Origin of the sequence: Phaeodactylibacter luteus, assembly GCF_007993045.1 — a bacterium.
Classification (GTDB): domain Bacteria; phylum Bacteroidota; class Bacteroidia; order Chitinophagales; family Saprospiraceae; genus Phaeodactylibacter; species Phaeodactylibacter luteus.
The window spans coordinates 1-17,050 of the sequence record NZ_VOOR01000076.1 but is presented as its reverse complement, the minus strand read 5'-3'; the positions used below and the strand labels follow the sequence as shown (position 1 = coordinate 17,050).

Genomic DNA, 17,050 nt, shown 5'->3' with positions numbered 1-17,050 from the left:
CCAATGAAGAACCATTCGTTTTGACAATCCTGCAAAATGATTATTTTAGCAACTTAAATCCCCTTCGTCTGGCGGAGGCGTCAGGCTTCGGGGCTCATACCATCTGATCTTTAACTGCTTATCACTAAAATTGCTTCTATGAAAATTTTTACAACATCAATCCTCGCTTTTTTCCTTAGCCTCGGGGTGCTATCTGCACAGACAGTAGTCGTCAATTCTCCAGCAGATCTGGAAGGCGTTTACGCTTTCGATGCAGCTGGCTTTGGCGCTGTTCTGACAGACACCACTTGGACTGCTGATGCTGCTTTCGTTGATGACGGCAGCGGCGAGACCGCTTCCCAAGGCTGTGGCGCGGCTGTGAATGGCGCAGACTTGGATGGCAAAATTGCCCTTATCGACCGTGGCAGCTGCGAGTTTGGCCTGAAGTGCCTTAATGCAGAAAACGCAGGTGCGATTGCTGCTATCGTATTCAACAATCAGCCAGGCAACGGTACTATCGTTATGGGCGCCGGTGTGAACGGCGGCAGTGTTACCATCCCTTGTGTGATGCTCTCCTATGAAGATGGGCAGGCTATCCGTCAGGCACTGGAAAATGGCCCGGTAAACATTACCATCGGCAACCTGAAGTTCAACAATGACCTTGCTGTGGGCGTACAGGATGTGATCCACGCTCCTGCGGGCATCGTCCCTATGGACCAATTGGGCGACTTTGAGTTCCTGCCGGGTGCGCGCACCACCAACATAGGGCTGAACGATGCTTCTAACGTTGTGCTGAATGCTACTATCGACTACACCGACATGGACGGCAACACTTCCAACGTTTACGACGAGTCTATGATGGTAACGGCTACGCTTGCGGCTGATTCGGTTTCTGCTCTGACAACGCTGCCTAGCTTCGTGCCTGCCAATGGCATGGGCACTTATACGGCTACATACACCGTTAGCACAGACAGCACAGAGACTTCTGCAGGGGACAATGCACTGGTGACGACATTCGATGTCAGCCAGAACATGTTCTCTAAGGCGAGCCTTGACCCTAACACCGGCGAGCCACGCACCACTATCGGCTACACCATCTCTGGCGGTGGCGATGTAGAGTTCCTCAGCGTTTTCAATGTTAAGAACGCAATGGACTACACCATCGACAGTGTTTACTTCTACGTTTCTACCAACGAGCCTAGCCTCGCTGGCATCCCTGTTGAAGCTTACATCTACGAGTGGAACGACCTGGACGGAAACGGCGGCTTGTCTAACGACGAGGTCGGTATCGCAGGCTTGTCTACTTTCACTTTCCCTGATGACTTCGAAGGGACTACCACTACATTGACCCTCCCTGTGCTGGACTTCATCACTTTCGAGGAAACTGGCGTGGTTATCCCTGAAGACGACAAAAACTACATCCTCGGCGTACGTTATACGGGCGAGTTTGTCGTATTCTTCGGCTTTGATGAGTCTGTAGACCATACGCAGTACATTGATTTCCGCACAGCCAATGAAACGCTGACTGATTTCGACTACAGCTACCTGCTGGTGACTGGCTACAACGATTTCATCCCTGACTTTGAGGGCGGCTTGTCTCTCTTTAGTGGTGTTGGCGCAGCTTCCTCTGCAGCTATGCTGCTCACTGCCCCTGAAGTTTCTACAGAGGACATCGTAGGCGCAGATGTGTTTGAAATGGAGGTATTCCCCAACCCTGCCACAGAGAAGCTTATGACTACCCTGAGCTTCAAAGAGCGCACGGCTTACGTAGAGTACCACATCACTGATGCCAACGGCCGCTATATCTTTAGCTCCCGAGACAATCAGGTTGATGACCGCGAGCAGGCTGAGTTTGACGTGAAGTCCCTACCTGCAGGGCAGTACTACATGACCATCCGTACAGAGCAAGGCGTACAGGCTAAGCCTTTCGTCAAGCAATAAGTCTTTATCGAAATTTGAGGAGCGCTGCTCCCCGATAGCATCATCTTCGAGCGCCCCGGCACCTCTGCCGGGGCGCTTGTCGATTAAGCGCCCCGCAGCCATCACTTCGTAGACAAAAGCAGCCTTTTTGACCAAAAGCGTTGTGATAGGCCGGGCGTTCCTGTATTTTAAAGCCTCATCAAAAAACCAGACATACCCAATGAATGCACATGAAATAGATTATCAGATTTTCGGTGAAGAAATGCAGTTCGTCGAGATTGAGCTTGACCCTTACGAAACGGTCATTGCTGAAGCCGGCAGCTTCATGATGATGGACGACAGCATAGAAATGGCTACTATTTTTGGTGACGGGAGCCACAAGGAGCAAAATTCGGGCTTATGGGGCAAAGTCTTGTCTGCTGGCAAGCGGCTGATCACTGGCGAAAGCCTCTTTATGACCGCCTTTACCCACGCTGGCACTGGCAAGAAAAGGGTCTCTTTTGCGTCTCCTTATCCTGGCCGCATCATCCCTATCGACCTCTCTGAGTTTGGCGGAAAAATCGTGTGCCAAAAGGATGCTTTCCTTTGTGCGGCCAAAGGGGTAGGCGTAGGCATTGAATTTTCGAGAAAGCTAGGGCGGGGCTTTTTCGGAGGGGAAGGCTTCATTATGCAAAAACTGGAAGGCGATGGCATGGCCTTCATGCACGCTGGCGGCACGGTAGTGCGCAAAGAGCTGATGATCGGAGAGACGATGCGCGTGGATACTGGCTGCCTCGTAGGCTTCACCAAAGATGTTGACTACGATATCGAAATGGTGCGGGGCGTCAAGAATATGATGTTCGGGGGAGAAGGGCTCTTTTACGCCCGCCTGCAAGGCCCCGGTACCGTTTGGGTACAGTCTCTGCCATTTAGCCGCCTGGCCGACCGCATTGTACGGTCTTCCCGCCACTACGGCGGCAACCAAAAAGGGGAAGGCAGCGTACTGGGAGGCCTTGGAGATCTGCTAGATGGAGACAACTGGTAGCCCCTTGGCTGCTTGAGAGGAGCAAACCGGTGTGCAGGCAGCCTGCACACCGGTTTTTACTATGTGCCTGAACTAATTCCCAGAGCCCGCCGTTTTCAAATAGCCGCCAAGGTAAAGCGGAGGCGCACTAGAAAAGATACAAGACGAATGGCCAAAAAAACCAAAGAACACGCTGTAGAAATCAATAACCGGAAAGCGAATTTCGAATACCGCTTCCTTGATGTCCTTGAAGCTGGCATTGTACTGACAGGCACAGAGGTCAAATCCTTGCGCAGAGGCAATGCCAACCTCCGAGACGCCTACTGTTTTTTCCGCAAAGGCGAGCTTTACATCAAGAGCTTGTTTATTGCAGAATACGACCACGGCAACCTGTTCAACCATGAAGCCCGGCGCACCCGGAAACTACTCCTGAAGCGCAATCAGCTGCGCAAGCTGGAAAAACAGCTCAAAGAGAAAGGGCTTACCATCGTCCCTTCCCGCCTTTACATCAATGACCGAGGCTTTGCCAAACTGGAAATTGCGCTCGCGCAGGGCAAAAAGGTCTATGACAAACGTGAGTCCATTAAACAAAAGGACGTCAAGCGCGACTTAGACCGGATCAAAAAAATGTACTAAGTATTTCTTTATAGGTGCAAAACAGATTGCCATTTTTTTAGGGGCCTGCCCCTGCCGTAAGGCAGGTGCCGCTATGCTCCGGGGCTCGCTGTCCGCTCGGCCCTGTCGGGCTTATACCCCTGCGCAGCGCTAGGCCAATGCCAGCCGGAAGCCCGGAAAACATAGGCGCCTGCGATATTAGGATTTACGCCCCCCCCCTTTCCATACAGGCCAAAAGGCTCCTTGCTCCGCCTTGGCAGGCAAGGCTGAGCAAGGAGCCGTGGCTGACCGATGAGCCCTGAACACCCGCTTTCCATGTGCCATTTCCGCACAAATAGTGTCCGAAAACGAACAAAAAAATTTTATTTCAATTCGTAATAAACTGAAAATCAGTTTTATTTTTTCTGGCACGCTACCTGCAATGGTCCCCAATAAAACCATTGCAAATGGACCGCCCAATATCCCAATCCACACAGCGCAAGCGCCGCTTTTCCACTTATGGCAAGTGGGGCGCACTGGCCATGGTACTTTTACTGAGCGTATGGGGGGTACGCAGCGCCCTGACTACCCGCCTGCAGCCCAATGCTTTTCAAACGGCCCGTATAGAACGGGGTGCGGTAGAGCAGACCGTCACCGCTACCGGCCTGGTCATCCCGGCATTTGAGCAGCAGCTGGCCGCTCCCATAGGGGCTCCTATACAGGCGGTGCTACGGCATTCCGGAGATCAGGTAAAGCGTGGGGACACCCTGCTCCTGCTAGACGCAGAGTACACCCGCCTGCAGTTCGAGTCCCTTTCCGATCAGTTGGAGCTGAAGCAGAACAACCTTAAGCGGCTCAGTTTTGAATACGACAAACAAATACGGGACCTCTCCTATGAGAGCAGCATCAAGGCCCTGCAAATTTCCAGCCTGGAAGCCCAATTGGCAGATGCCAAACACCTCAAATCCATTGGCTCAGCTACACAAGAAGAAGTCGATCAGGCCCAGCTGCAGCTGGAGATCGCCGAGCTGGAAAAACAGAAGCTGGACAACGAACTGCAATTCCGGAAAGCGGTGCTGCCGGGAGACCGCCGTAACCTTGAGCTCGAAGCACAGATGGAGGTCAAAAAGCGCCAAGAGCTGGAGCGCAAGCTCCGGGAAGCCAGTGTGACCGCGCCCCGCGCCGGTGTCATTACTTGGATCAACGAAGACTTGGGCAAGCAGGTACAAGAAGGGGAGCTGCTCGCCAAATTGGCCGACCTGGAGCGTTACCGGATTGAAGCTTCCTGTTCTGACCGGTATGCACAGCAGGTAAAAGTAGGCATGCCCGCCCGGGTCAGGGTCAACCGTACAGACCTGCCCGGCCGCATCACTGCCATCCTTCCAGCAGTAGAAAACAACACCCTTTCTTTCATCATTGAGCTGGACGAGCCAAACCACTCACAACTACGCCCCAACTTGCGCGTGGAAGTCTTCCTCATCGCCGGAAGGCGGGAACAAGTACTACGCCTTAAGAACGCCCCAGTGTTTACGGGCCAGGCCGAACAGCCTCTCTTCGTCATAAAAGATGGGGAAGCGGTAAAAACGACAGCCCGGGTAGGCCTCACCAGCATCGACTACGTAGAGCTGCTCGAAACCGACCTCAAAGAGGGGCAGGAGGTCATCATTTCTGACATGAAAGCCTACAACCACCTGGAGCGGCTACAAATCCAATAAGCTATGAAGACCTATTTCACCACCATCCTTTTCCTAGCCTTGTGCTGGCCTGCCCAGCGCCTGAGCGGGCAGGACAGCCTTCGCCTGAGCCAGTTCATTGCTATGGCTGAGGCGCGAGCCCTGCGAGGATACCAAGCCCAAATTGAGCTAGAACAGGCTAAGCTCCGTTATGCCCTGGCTAAGGCCAACCTGCTGCCACAGTTGAGCGCTACGGCCAACTTGCCCAACTATCAGCGCACGGTTAGCGAAATTGTACAGCCTGACGGCACCATACGGTTCCAGCCTGTACGCAACAACAATAGCGCTATAGGGCTTAGGCTAACCCAGGATATACCCCTCACTGGCGGCACACTGTTCTTGCAGACCAACCTGCAGCGTTTTGACAACTTTGAAAGCGCAGACCAATTGTATAACGGCACCCCCTTCCGGGTAGGCCTGTTCCAGCCCATCTTTGGCTTCAATGCCAGTAAGTGGCAGCAGCAGCTAGCGCCTGTACAGTTGGAAGAAGCCCAAAAACAATTTTTAGCTGACCGCGCAGCCATTCGGACGGAAGCCACCCGGCTGTTCTTCGACTACCTCTACGCCCGTACCGAATTGAACATCAGCAGCGCCAATCAGCAAAGCAATCAGGAGCTGTACGAAATTGCCCGGGAGCGGCACCGCCTCGGCAAAATTTCGGACAGCGACCTGATGCAGCTTCAGGTCAACCTTCTTTCTGCCCAGCGAAGCTACCAGAATGACCTACAGAACTTCCGCGACCAAGCCGCACGCTTGAGAGCCTACCTCGGGGAAAGCCCCGGCTTCCCACTTGGCAATCCGGTTAGCCCGCAGCCTCCAAAAGCCAACACCCTCAGCGTGGAGGACGCCATTGCCAGGGCATGGGAGGCCCGCCCGGAGCCCAGCCGCCTGCGCCGGCAACTACTGGAAGCAGAACAGGATGTTGCCCAAGCCAAAGGCGAGGGCGGCTTTCAGGCTAGCCTGACCGCCTCCCTAGGCTTTACCCGCTCAGCACAGGAAGTAGCGCCCATCTACCAGGAGCCTTTGCAGGAACAGCTCGTGCAGGTTCAGCTGAGCGTGCCCATCCTCGACTGGGGCGCACAGCGCTCAAGGGTCAGGCTAAGCCAAGCCGCCTTGGAGCTGCAGCAGCGGCAGGCCCTACAGCAGGAGGTCAACCTCGAAGCAGATATCCGTCAGACCCATCAGCGCCTGGCCAGCCTTCAGCTGGAAGTCGGGCTGGCACAAGAGCTCATGGGCCTGGCCGTGCAGCGCTTCGATATCGCACAACAGACCTACCGCCTCGGCGGCATTGATATCACCAACCTCATCATCAGTCAGCAGGAGAAAGACCTCGCAACCCGGACCTATGTCTACGCCCTTGGCGATTCCTGGCAGGCATGGTACGACTTCCAAGAGCTGACCCTTAACCAATAACCCGCTAAAACTTCCGCATCATGATACACCTACAAGACATCACCAAGGTCTACCAGACCAAATCCATCGAAACCACCGCACTCAACCGCATCAACCTGCAGGTAGAAGCCGGCGAGTTCCTCTCCATCATGGGCCCTTCAGGCTGTGGCAAGAGCACCCTGCTCAACATTATGGGGCTGATTGATGAGCCGACTGCTGGCCACATTGCCCTCAATGGGCAGCAGATCACAGCATACAACTCCCGGAGCATGGCCCGGTTCCGAAATGAACAGCTCGGTTTCATTTTCCAGAGCTTCCACCTCATCGGTGAACTATCTGTGCTGGACAATGTGGAGCTACCGCTCATTTACCGCAAGGTCTCTTCCAAAGACCGGCGCAAGATGGCCGAAGCTGCGCTGGAGCAGGTTGGCCTCAAAAACCGTATGCGCCATTTTCCGGGCCAACTCTCGGGCGGCCAGAAACAACGGGTGGCCATTGCCCGGGCCATCGTAGGGCAGCCCAAGGTCATCTTAGCTGATGAGCCTACCGGCAACCTGGATTCGGTCATGGGCAATGAAATCATGAACATCCTGCTCCACCTCAATCAGGAGCAGAAAGCGACCATCGTCATGGTGACCCACGATGAGACCATGGCCCGGAAAACCCACCGCCTCGTCCGCCTTTTTGACGGCAGCCAAGTGCTTTAGCCGCCAATAAACGGTGTTTCTTCCTCATCAAAACTCACAACACCTATGTTTAAGAACTATATCAAATTGGCTTTTAAGGTACTCGCACAGCGGCCATTCTTCACTTTCATCAGCCTCTTCGGCATCAGTTTCACCCTGATGATCCTGATTGTGCTCACTGCCTTTCTAGAGACAGAGCTGGGCGCTCATCAGCCGCTTACGCAAAAAGACCGCCTCGTCTTCATGAACAGGGTAATCATGAAACAGATGACGCGGGACACCATCTGGCAAGTGGATACCACCCTGGAAGCAGGCGCCCCGAAGTACGATTCTACCTTCACCTTGGGCGAAGAGCGGCAGAGCTGGTACTCTGCTTCCACAGCTACTTACTCTTTCCTCGACCGCTACATGCGGGATATCCCGGGGGTGGAAGCCTATAGCTTTTATTCGCCCGACTTCAGCTACGACCTCTTTGCGAATGGCAACAAGCTATCCTTCAAAGCGATTTATGCAGATGCCAGCTTCTGGGCCGTTTATGACTTTCAGTTTTTGGCGGGCCGCCCGTTCCGAGCAGACGACGTGACGGCACAAGCCCAGGTTGTGGTGCTGACCCGGAAAGCGGCCCGGGACTATTTTGGCACAGATCAGGGCGTTATTGGCAAGCATTTGGAAATGGACGGGCGCCAGCTTGAAGTCATTGGGCTGATCGGCCAGCCTGCCAACTCCAAGTATTTTGTCTCCGCGGAAGCTTACCTGCCCCTTACCCTTTGCCCTCCTGCGGTGCTTGCGGACACAGGCTTTCAAGGGCCGTTTGAAGCGGTATTTATGGGCGCTTCCCCCATTGCCCGGGAGAGCATTCAGCAGGCTATTGCCAGCAGAGCGGCCAATATCCCCCTGCCCAACCCGGAAGAGTACAACTACTTGGAGCTCATGACCGCTACCTTTGCTGGCCGCTATGCGTACGGCATATTCCCGGTCAAGGATAGCCCAAGCGACGCTCTGCGCACCTTCTTACTGATTGGGGGCGGCCTGCTCCTCCTGTTCATCCTTTTGCCCACGCTCAACCTCATCAACCTCAATGTCAGCCGTATCATGGAACGTTCTGCTGAAATTGGGGTCCGTAAAGCGTTTGGGGCACACTCAGGCAGCATTCTTGCACAGCTGGTTTTTGAGAACATCGTACTGACCTTCATCGGAGGGCTCATTGGGCTGCTGCTCGCGCTCGGGCTGCTCTACCTAGTCAATGACGCTCAGGTGATGGGCGATACACAGCTGCAGTTCAATGCCCGTGTTTTTGCCTGGAGCGTCCTCATCTGCCTGCTCTTCGGCATCATTTCAGGCCTGCTGCCAGCCTGGCGCATGTCCCAACTTCATATTGCCAACGCTATCAAACAGAACCCATCATGATCCGACACATCCTCAAACTCATCTGGAACAAAAAGCGGAGCAACACCCTTCTCTTCCTAGAGATCTTTTTCGCTTTTGCCATCCTCTTCGCCGTGTTTACTATTGTCACCCGTTATATGCGGCAGTACAACAGCCCATTGGGCTTCGATACGGAGCATATATGGGTGGTGCACATGAATTTCGACAACATCACGGATACGGCAGCGGTAGAGGACATGAAGCTGCGCCTCAAATCTGAGCTGGAAGCCATGCCACAGATAGAGGGCGCTGCGTACAATGGCTGGATTTCACCTTTTTCCGGCAGCAATTGGGTAACAGCAAGCGATGCCAACGGCTTCGACACCGAAACCTCTATCCTCATGGCAGAGCCTGCCTATTTTGAGCTGATGGGGCTGGAGCTGGTACAAGGCCGTTGGTTCGACCTTAGCGACTTGGAAGGGCGCTATACGCCTGCGGTGATCAGCCAGCAGTTTTATGAAGAAAGCTTTAAGGGCAGGAACCTCAGGGACAGCATCTATGAGCTCCAAGGGGAAAACCGCATCGTTGGGGTTTTCAAAAACTACAAATACCAAGGGGACTTCACCAAGGAAGAGAACGCTACTTTTTTCATGCGCCACCCCAAAGACATCGATCTGCCCAACCTTCACTTGCGCATTGCCCCTGGCACGCCAGCGGCATTCGAAGAAACCGTGAACAAAACGGTGGCCTCAATTTCGCGCATGAGCGACTTCACCATCGAGCACCTGGAGACTACCCGCAAGGTGCAGAACCGAGAGGTGTGGGTGCCTGTAGTCAGTTTATTGGGCATCGCCATTTTCCTAGTTATCAATGTCGCTATGGGCCTCTTTGGCGTACTTTGGTACAGCATCAGCAAGCGTAGGGCGGAGGTGGGCCTTCGGCAAGCGCTGGGCGCAAGCCGGGGCGCAGTCATGGGGCAATTTATGGGGGAAATTTTAGCGGTCAGCGTCGCCGCCTTGCTCCTGGGCGCAGTATTTGCTGTACAGCTCCCTCTTATGGAGGTTTTTGGCATTGCCCCGCTCAACTACTACATAGCGATGGGGCTGTCTGCAGGGCTCATCCTCACACTAGTCCTGCTGTGCACCCTGTACCCTGCTCTGCAAGCCGCCCGCATACAGCCGGCACTGGCACTGCACGAGGAATAAAAGGGGCGTAGCCAAAATGTCGCAGGCGTTCAACCTTTTGGGCTTAAGCCTGGCTTTGGCCTAGCGCTGCGCAGGGGTGGCCAGCCCGACAGGGCCGAGCGGACAGCGAGCCCCGGAGCATAGCGGCACCTGCCCGTTGCCCCCTCCTTGCGGCAGGGGCAGGCCCAAAAAACGACAATCTGGTTTGCGCCCAATAAAAAGAAGCTTGTCCATCGACGATTAATATCCTATTTTCCGATTATGAAAACCCAGCCCCGCCATATCCTTATTGTAGATGACGACCCCGCGGTCTGTGCCTCCCTAAAGCTGCTCCTTAGGCGGGGCGGGTACAGTGCTTCTGTGGTGCAGCGCCCTTCGGAAGTTGCCGGGGCTGTTGCCACAACCCCTCCCGACCTCGTACTACTGGATATGAACTTCAGCATAGACACCTCGGGCAGACAAGGGCTCAAGCTGTTGCAGCTGTTGCGGGATTCCCTGCCGGGCGCTCCTGTTATCCTGCTCACAGCATGGGCTACTGTACAGCTTGCCGTAGAAGGGATGAAAATGGGGGCATCCGATTTTATCGCCAAGCCCTGGGACAACAAGAGCCTGCTGAGCACCATCCAAACGCTGATCGGGCTGAATGAACCGGCCCCTAACGCCCCCAAGGCAACGGGGTTCGATCAGATTGTAGGTCAGGACAGCGCATTCCTCGCCACCCTTGAGGTCGCGCGCCGGGTCAGCCAGACCGATGCCAGCGTGCTCATCCTGGGCGAAAGCGGTACGGGGAAGGAAGTGCTGGCGGAGGCCATCCACTACAGCTCGCAACGGCAGGGGGCGCCTTTTGTCCGGGTCAACTTGGGAGGCATTTCCCAGAGCCTGTTTGAGAGCGAGATGTTCGGCCACAAAAAAGGGGCGTTCACCGATGCTGTGGCCGACCGGGAGGGGAGGTTTGCCAAAGCAGACGGCGGGACAATCTTCTTGGACGAGATTGGGGACTTGGGCCTGCCCAGCCAGGTGAAGCTCCTGAGGGTACTCCAAGAAAAAACATTCGAGCCCCTCGGCAGCAGTCAGCCCCTTCGCTCCGATTGCCGTGTCATTAGCGCGACCAATAAAAACCTGAGCCAAATGGTAGCAGAAGGCTCCTTCCGGGAAGACCTCTACTACCGCATCAACCTCATTAAGCTGACCCTGCCGCCCCTGCGCGAACGGCCAGGCGATATCCCCCTGCTCGCCAACCACTTCCTTGAGGTATTCCGCAATGTCTACAACCGCCCAGGCCTACAGCTTACGCGCGGGGCTGTAGCATGGCTCCGCTCACAACCCTTCCCAGGCAACATCCGGGAGCTGCGCAACCTCATTGAACGGACAGTCTTGGTCAGTCCAGAAGACGAGCTGCAGGCGCAAGACTTTGAGCGCCATCATCAGCCCGGAGGCGATAAAGGGGCATGGCCACAAGTGGGGGCTTTGTCGCTCGAAGAAATGGAAATTGCAATGATACAACGGGCAATGAAATTCTACGATGGGCACATTACCAACGTTGCAGCAGCTTTGGGGCTCACCCGGTCGGCTTTGTACAGACGGCTGCAAAAGTACGGCATAGACTATGAACCTTAACTTAGCCTATTACCTATATGTGGGGGTTGTGCACTTGGCTTTAGGGGTTATGGCCTTCTTCCTGTTGAGTGAGCACTTCCTTTGGTTCCTGCTGGTCGAAATCGCCCTGCTGTGCTCCTTTGTCCTTGCTGCACTTTTGCACCGGCGCATTACCCGCCCCGCCCGCCTGCTCAGCAGCGGGATCGATGCTATCCGAGACCAAGATTTTGCCATCCGCCTGCGCCCTACCGGAGCGCCTGATGTGGACCGCTTAGTGAAGGTATACAACCACATGATGGACAACATCCGTCAAGAGCGCTCACAAGTGCAAGAGCAGCATTACTTCCTCGAACGGCTGATACAGGCCTCTCCAGCGGGCATCATCCTGCTGGATTACGATGGGCACATCACGGAAGCCAACCCTGCCGCACAAGCGATGCTCGGGCTCAAGCCTGGCCGGTACAGCGGAAGCCTGATGGAGAGCAGCCACCCGCTTTTACAGCAGCTCGCAAGCTGGGCCCCGGGCCAGTCGGGCATCTTGCACGGCCGGGGCCAAGAACAATTCCGTTGTGAAGTCTCTCACTTTGTGCACCGGGGCTTTTCCCGCCGTTTCATCATGATGCAAGAGCTTTCCCGTGAGATACTGGCTGCAGAGAAAAGGGCTTATGGCAAGGTCATACGGATGATGGCCCATGAAGTCAACAACTCTATCGGCGCCATCAATTCTATACTCGAAACGGCTTTAGAGGTCTTCCCCGATGGGGAGGATGCGGAGCTGGCAAGAGAGGTACGGTCTTCCCTGGCCATTGCTCGGCAGCGCAATGCCCGCCTCAACCAGTTCATGCGCAATTTTGCCGAAGTCGTACGCTTGCCAGTGCCCGTCCTCCATGCCGTTGATCTGCACCAGCTGCTTCAGCAGGTCGCCAGACTGATGGAGGCTGCGGCCCAAAAGCAAAACACCGTGCTCGAAATAGCCCCGCCCATAAAAATCCCCCCGGTAGAAGCCGACGAGCGGCAGCTTGAGCAAGCGCTGGTCAACATGGTCAAAAACGCGCTGGAATCTCTTGGGCAGGGGGGCAGGGTAGTACTGCGTGCAGAGCCGCACCCTCTTCAGCTTGTAGTGGCCGACAATGGGCCGGGGCTGCCGCAAGAGCTCCAAGCAGGCTGGACAACGCCTTTTTTTAGCACCAAACCTGATGGGCAGGGCATAGGGCTGACCCTGGTGCGGGAGATAGCCCGGCAGCACGGTGGGCAGTGCCAGCTGGAAACCCTGGATAACGGCTGGACGGAATGCCGGATCCTACTGGGCTAACGCGGTGTCAGCCCGGAGCCTTTTACCGGAGCTTTTCATTATTGGCGTGGCGCTCAGCATCCCTCTTGGTCTTTTTGTCCAGGTTATGCTGCAGCGCCTGGGCGAGGTCTACCCCTGTCTGGTTAGCGAGGCAGATGAGTACAAACAGTACGTCAGCCATTTCGTCGGCCAGCTGGGCCGGAGCACTTGCCTCGTCCTCCGGTTTTTTGAAAGACTGTTCCCCATACAGGCGGGCCATCAGGCGGGCTACCTCACCGACTTCTTCCATGAGGACAGCCGTATTGGTCAGCTCGTTGTAGTAGCGCACGCCAACCGTTTTAATCCATTCATCCACGGCCTGTTGGGCTTCGTGCAAGGTCATTTCTGGCTTAGGCATGTTCATTCACGGTTTTTGCTGTCTATAAATATGGTGACAGGCCCATCGTTGAGCAGGCGGACTTTCATATTGGCCCCAAACTCGCCGGTTGCCACGCCCTGTCCAGCCAATGCTCCTAAGGCCTGGACGAATTTTTCGTACATCGGCACTGCGTACTCCGGCCGGGCTGCCCCCATAAAAGAAGGGCGGTTCCCTTTTTTAGTGCTGGCGTGCAGCGTAAACTGGCTAACCACAAGCAGCCCCCCGCCGGTATCTTTGACCGAGAGGTTCATTTTGCCTTCTTCATCGCTGAAGATCCGCATTTTTATGACTTTCTGGCAAAGCCATTCGATATCCTCATCCGTATCTGCATCTTCTATGCCTAGCAAGAGCAGGAGCCCCGGCCCGATCTCTCCGGTGACCCGGCCGTCTACCGTGACAGAGGCTTCGCTGACGCGCTGTAGGATGATCCGCATTATTCTTGGTTTATGTGAAACAAGTATATCAGTGGCTCTAACAGTTGGGCCAGAGCGTAGTTCGCCAAAGGAGGCTGCCTTCTTGCATTAAAAACGAGGCTGCTCATCGAAAAAATCTTGGTCCAGGCTCAATTTATAGCCACCTTACGGCTCCTGCAAATTTAAGAGCGTGCTGGGATTTTGGCCTTCTAGTCGAAAACCGGAGTTTAGCCAAGTCCCGCTTTTTATGCACAAAAGCAGGAAGGGTTTTCGGGGCGAAGTATAAGCGAAAAAGTCTCCCGCTAGCTTAGCAGGACAGACCGATTACTAAAGTCCCAACACGCTCTAAGTACTGTGCTGCTGCCCAGGCAGCGCTATTGAGCAACAATACCTAAAAAAATTCAGTATGGCACAAAGATTAGAAGGAAAGATCGCCCTGGTAACCGGTGCTGCCCGGGGGATCGGCCAGGCGATAAGCCGGGTTTTCCATGCAGAGGGCGCTACCGTCCTATTAACCGATATAAGGGATGAAGAGGGGATGGCAGTGGCCCGGGAGCTGGGGGCAGGCGCGGCTTACCATCATCTGGATGTTGGGGAAGAGGAAGACTGGAAGAAAGCGGTATCCTGGGCAGAGGCGGGATACGGAGGGGCAGACATCTTGGTCAATAATGCAGGCATCACCGGCTTTTTGGAGGCCCCAGGCCCTTTTGATGCCGAATGGGCAGACCTGTCAACCTGGGAGAAGGTACACCGGGTAAATGCCACAGGGACGATGCTCGGCTGCAGAGCCGCTATCCAATTGATGAAGCAGCGCGGCGGCGGCAGCATCATCAACTTATCGTCCCGAAGTGGGATTGTAGGCATCCCGGGCGCGGTAGCCTACGCGTCAAGCAAAGCAGCCGTGCGCAATCATACGAAGAGCGTAGCTTTGTTCTGTGCTGAGAAGGGGTACAATATCCGTTGCAACAGCATACACCCCGCTGCGATCATGACCCCCATGTGGGATGCCATGCTTGGCCAGGGGGAGCAGCGCGCTTCCATCGTACGGCAGGTGGAAGCAGGCATACCTTTGGGGCGTTTTGGGCAGCCGGAAGAAGTCGCCTACGGGGCGCTTTACCTGGCCAGCGACGAATCCAAATATGTAACCGGCATAGAGCTCCACATTGATGGCGGGATCCTCGCTGGCAGCGAGGCCCGGCCTGAGTAAGGCAGCGTTTTAATGCAACTTTCAACAGCATGAGGACTCGTGTAAAAGTTTGCTGCATCAGCAGTAGGGAGGAAGCCCGCCTTGCTGTAGCCTATGGCGCTGACGCGCTCGGCCTAGTCGGCCCAATGCCGAGCGGGCCAGGGGTTTTGAAAGATGCTGAAATTGCCCGGATCATCCCAGGCATACCCCCTCCGGTCGCCTCTTTTTTGCTGACAAGCGAAGTAGCGGCGCCTGACATCATTGCTCACCAAAAAAGAGTGGGGGCCAATACCTTACAGTTGGTAGATTCCGTTGAGGCAGCAGCCTGTACAGCAGTCCGGCAAGCGCTGCCCACCGTCCGGCTGGTGCGTGTCATACACATTTTGGATGAAACCGCTGTAGAAGAAGCCCTGCAAGCGGCAGAGCAGGCTGATGCCCTGCTGCTCGATAGCGGCAATCCGAATTTAAAAGTCAAGCAGTTGGGCGGCACTGGCCGGGCCCACAACTGGGCATTGAGCCGGAAAATTGTAGCGCAGGCCACTGTGCCTGTTTTTCTGGCAGGCGGGCTCAGCGCGGCCAATGCAGCCCGTGCGATTGAGGAAGTACAGCCCTTTGGGCTAGACTTGTGCAGCGGGGTGCGCACCGCCGGGCAGCTCGATGAAGCCAAGTTGAACGTATTTTTCCAAGCCGTGTACGGTTAATACGAAATTGGCATTCATATTAAAAGGAGCACATACCAGATTGTCCTTTTTTCCTGCCCCCCTCCGCAAGGATAGGGGCCTGCCCCTGCCGCAAGGATGGGGCAGCGGGCAGGTGCCGCTATGCTCCGGGGCTCGCTGTCCGCTCGGCCCTGTCGGGCTGGCCACCCCTTCGCAGCGCTAGGCCGGCGCCAAGGAGGTGGCACTTCCCCCACCGGGCAGCCGCACTGGCCTACCGGCAGGCTGTTTTTCCTACTGGAAAGCAGGTAGCATTGTTGCCTTTTTGTATATTACAGCATTGCTTGGGCTGTAGCATGGCGCACCGGGCGCTGCAAGCAGGTAGGCTCAGCTTGGGGCAAAGTAGGAAAAAGAACGACAAATTGGGGGAAAAGTGCGTGTATTAGCGAGTTGCCTGCAAGTTAGGTAAGAAACTAAAATTTGTGAATGAGTGTTAAGAAAAGTTGAACAGGTTGATGACCGTAAAAAGTAAAAAATAGGATGAATATCGGGAAAGTAGATAAAGAGGTTCTTAAGTCAGTAATCACAGAAGTTTTGATAGAGAACCCAAATTATTTTAAGGAGATTCTGACAGAGATTTTGTCAGAGAATAGCATCATTGATTCAAATGTCAGGAATAAGAGGTCGAATAGATTGGAAGAGATGATTCAGGAGGATTTCGATAAATATGGAGAAGTTTTTAAATCTCTTGCTTAAGAGATGGAGTACCTGGAAAGAGAAGATATTATCCTGATAAACCGCATGACGATTGATCAACATGGAGGGAATTTTGTGCCACCTAACAACCTGCTAAATGAAAATGGATTAGAATATGTGATAGATGCAGTAAAAGGAGAGGTGTTTGGGCAAGAAATCTATTCAAAAATATTTGAAAAGGCAGCAGTTTACATGTTTTCGATAATATCCAATCATGTATTTCAAGACGGGAATAAACGGACAGGATTAGGAAGTGGACTGTTATTCATGAAGTTAAATGGGTACAAACTAAAAGAAGACCTTTCAAAAATAGAAATAGGAGATAAACAAGTTCCAAAATCAGGATCGGGAACAAATGAAATCCTGTTCAACTTTACAATGGAAATGGCATCAGGTGAAATAATTTTGGATGAATCGAGGAAATGGTTTGAAGAGAATATTGAATCATTCAGAAATTAAGAATACCCGGAAAAACCACCTGCAGGCAACAATGGCTACATGCCATGCCGGTAAAAATCTTCGAGAGGGAAATGGAGGTGGAAAAACCCGCGCAGGCAGCAAAAGCCAGGCTTCGCCATCATCGCCTTTTGCTGCCTGCGCTAGCATTTGTGAAATGAGACGAAAATGGTAAATTTAGAGTCCGGCACGTCACGTAGCCGGGCCGTTGGGGCCAATGGGCTAATTATCGATTAAATTTTCCAATTCTATAAGAAAGTCAGTATATTTGATAGTATCAAATGATAGTATCAGTGAAACATCCATATAATCTTACACCCACAATTTTTAGATTAGTAACGCAAATATCTGAGCGATTGGGTGAAGCAAAAGCTCTATATTTAGATAAACCTTCCCCTCAATTAAGAAAAAGAAATAGAGTA

The 17,050-nt window shown here is 54.0% G+C and carries 16 protein-coding genes; 14 read left to right on the top strand and 2 right to left on the bottom strand.

All coding sequences use genetic code 11. From position 1 onward, the window contains the following. Positions 1-138 precede the first annotated feature (138 nt). The 10 genes from FRY97_RS20515 (at position 139) to FRY97_RS20470 (ending at position 12,764) form a co-directional block, all read left to right on the top strand. Entirely contained in the window at positions 139-1,920 is a 1,782-nt protein-coding gene (locus tag FRY97_RS20515; protein ID WP_147169495.1) for a T9SS type A sorting domain-containing protein, read from the top strand. A 199-nt stretch (positions 1,921-2,119) separates the two neighbouring features. Next, positions 2,120-2,923 carry a TIGR00266 family protein gene (locus tag FRY97_RS20510; RefSeq protein ID WP_147169494.1) on the top strand — a complete coding sequence of 268 codons (804 nt, stop codon included), beginning with the start codon at positions 2,120-2,122 and terminating at the stop codon, positions 2,921-2,923. 147 nt (positions 2,924-3,070) lie between these two features. After that, positions 3,071-3,538: an SsrA-binding protein SmpB gene (gene smpB, locus FRY97_RS20505; protein ID WP_147169493.1), complete on the top strand. Its 468-nt coding sequence runs from the start codon at positions 3,071-3,073 to the stop codon at positions 3,536-3,538. Positions 3,539-3,963: 425 nt separating this feature from the next. Further along, positions 3,964-5,211, top strand: coding sequence for an efflux RND transporter periplasmic adaptor subunit (locus FRY97_RS20500; protein ID WP_147169492.1), 1,248 nt, complete (start codon positions 3,964-3,966; stop codon positions 5,209-5,211). A gap of 3 nt (positions 5,212-5,214) precedes the next feature. Continuing rightward, complete coding sequence (locus tag FRY97_RS20495) at positions 5,215-6,642, top strand: TolC family protein (protein WP_147169491.1); 1,428 nt, start codon at positions 5,215-5,217, stop codon at positions 6,640-6,642. Between the two features lie 20 nt (positions 6,643-6,662). Further along, entirely contained in the window at positions 6,663-7,328 is a 666-nt protein-coding gene (locus FRY97_RS20490) for an ABC transporter ATP-binding protein (RefSeq protein ID WP_147169490.1), read from the top strand. 45 nt (positions 7,329-7,373) lie between these two features. Continuing rightward, entirely contained in the window at positions 7,374-8,714 is a 1,341-nt protein-coding gene (locus FRY97_RS20485) for an ABC transporter permease (protein ID WP_147169489.1), read from the top strand. Continuing rightward, positions 8,711-9,877, top strand: coding sequence for an ABC transporter permease (locus tag FRY97_RS20480; protein ID WP_147169488.1), 1,167 nt, complete (start codon positions 8,711-8,713; stop codon positions 9,875-9,877). The genes FRY97_RS20485 and FRY97_RS20480 overlap by 4 nt, the downstream gene beginning before the upstream one ends. 240 nt (positions 9,878-10,117) lie before the next feature. Beyond that, positions 10,118-11,473 carry a sigma-54-dependent transcriptional regulator gene (locus FRY97_RS20475; protein ID WP_147169487.1) on the top strand — a complete coding sequence of 452 codons (1,356 nt, stop codon included), beginning with the start codon at positions 10,118-10,120 and terminating at the stop codon, positions 11,471-11,473. Further along, on the top strand, positions 11,463-12,764 hold the full coding sequence (locus tag FRY97_RS20470) for a sensor histidine kinase (RefSeq protein WP_147169486.1): 1,302 nt from the start codon (positions 11,463-11,465) through the stop codon (positions 12,762-12,764). The genes FRY97_RS20475 and FRY97_RS20470 overlap by 11 nt, the downstream gene beginning before the upstream one ends. A 22-nt stretch (positions 12,765-12,786) precedes the next feature. Here FRY97_RS20470 and FRY97_RS20465 read toward each other — a convergent pair whose 3' ends face one another. Then, the gene (locus FRY97_RS20465; RefSeq protein ID WP_147169496.1) at positions 12,787-13,125 is read right to left on the bottom strand and encodes a nucleotide pyrophosphohydrolase; all 339 of its coding nucleotides are present in this window, start codon (positions 13,123-13,125) and stop codon (positions 12,787-12,789) included. A 17-nt stretch (positions 13,126-13,142) separates the two neighbouring features. Further along, the gene (gene dtd, locus FRY97_RS20460; protein ID WP_147169485.1) at positions 13,143-13,595 is read right to left on the bottom strand and encodes a D-aminoacyl-tRNA deacylase; all 453 of its coding nucleotides are present in this window, start codon (positions 13,593-13,595) and stop codon (positions 13,143-13,145) included. 385 nt (positions 13,596-13,980) lie between these two features. Between dtd and FRY97_RS20455 the strand changes: the two genes are divergently transcribed. The 4 genes from FRY97_RS20455 to FRY97_RS20440 all read left to right on the top strand — a co-directional run bounded on the left by FRY97_RS20455 (position 13,981) and on the right by FRY97_RS20440 (position 16,631). Continuing rightward, positions 13,981-14,781: a glucose 1-dehydrogenase gene (locus FRY97_RS20455; protein ID WP_147169484.1), complete on the top strand. Its 801-nt coding sequence runs from the start codon at positions 13,981-13,983 to the stop codon at positions 14,779-14,781. Positions 14,782-14,810: 29 nt separating this feature from the next. Beyond that, the gene (locus tag FRY97_RS20450) at positions 14,811-15,461 is read left to right on the top strand and encodes a phosphoribosylanthranilate isomerase (RefSeq protein WP_147169483.1); all 651 of its coding nucleotides are present in this window, start codon (positions 14,811-14,813) and stop codon (positions 15,459-15,461) included. A 495-nt stretch (positions 15,462-15,956) separates the two neighbouring features. Then, a complete protein-coding gene (locus FRY97_RS20445; RefSeq protein WP_147169482.1) occupies positions 15,957-16,172 on the top strand; it encodes a hypothetical protein in 216 nt (71 codons plus the stop codon). Positions 16,173-16,175: 3 nt separating this feature from the next. Next, the gene (locus tag FRY97_RS20440) at positions 16,176-16,631 is read left to right on the top strand and encodes a type II toxin-antitoxin system death-on-curing family toxin (protein ID WP_147169481.1); all 456 of its coding nucleotides are present in this window, start codon (positions 16,176-16,178) and stop codon (positions 16,629-16,631) included. Positions 16,632-17,050: the final 419 nt, after the last annotated feature.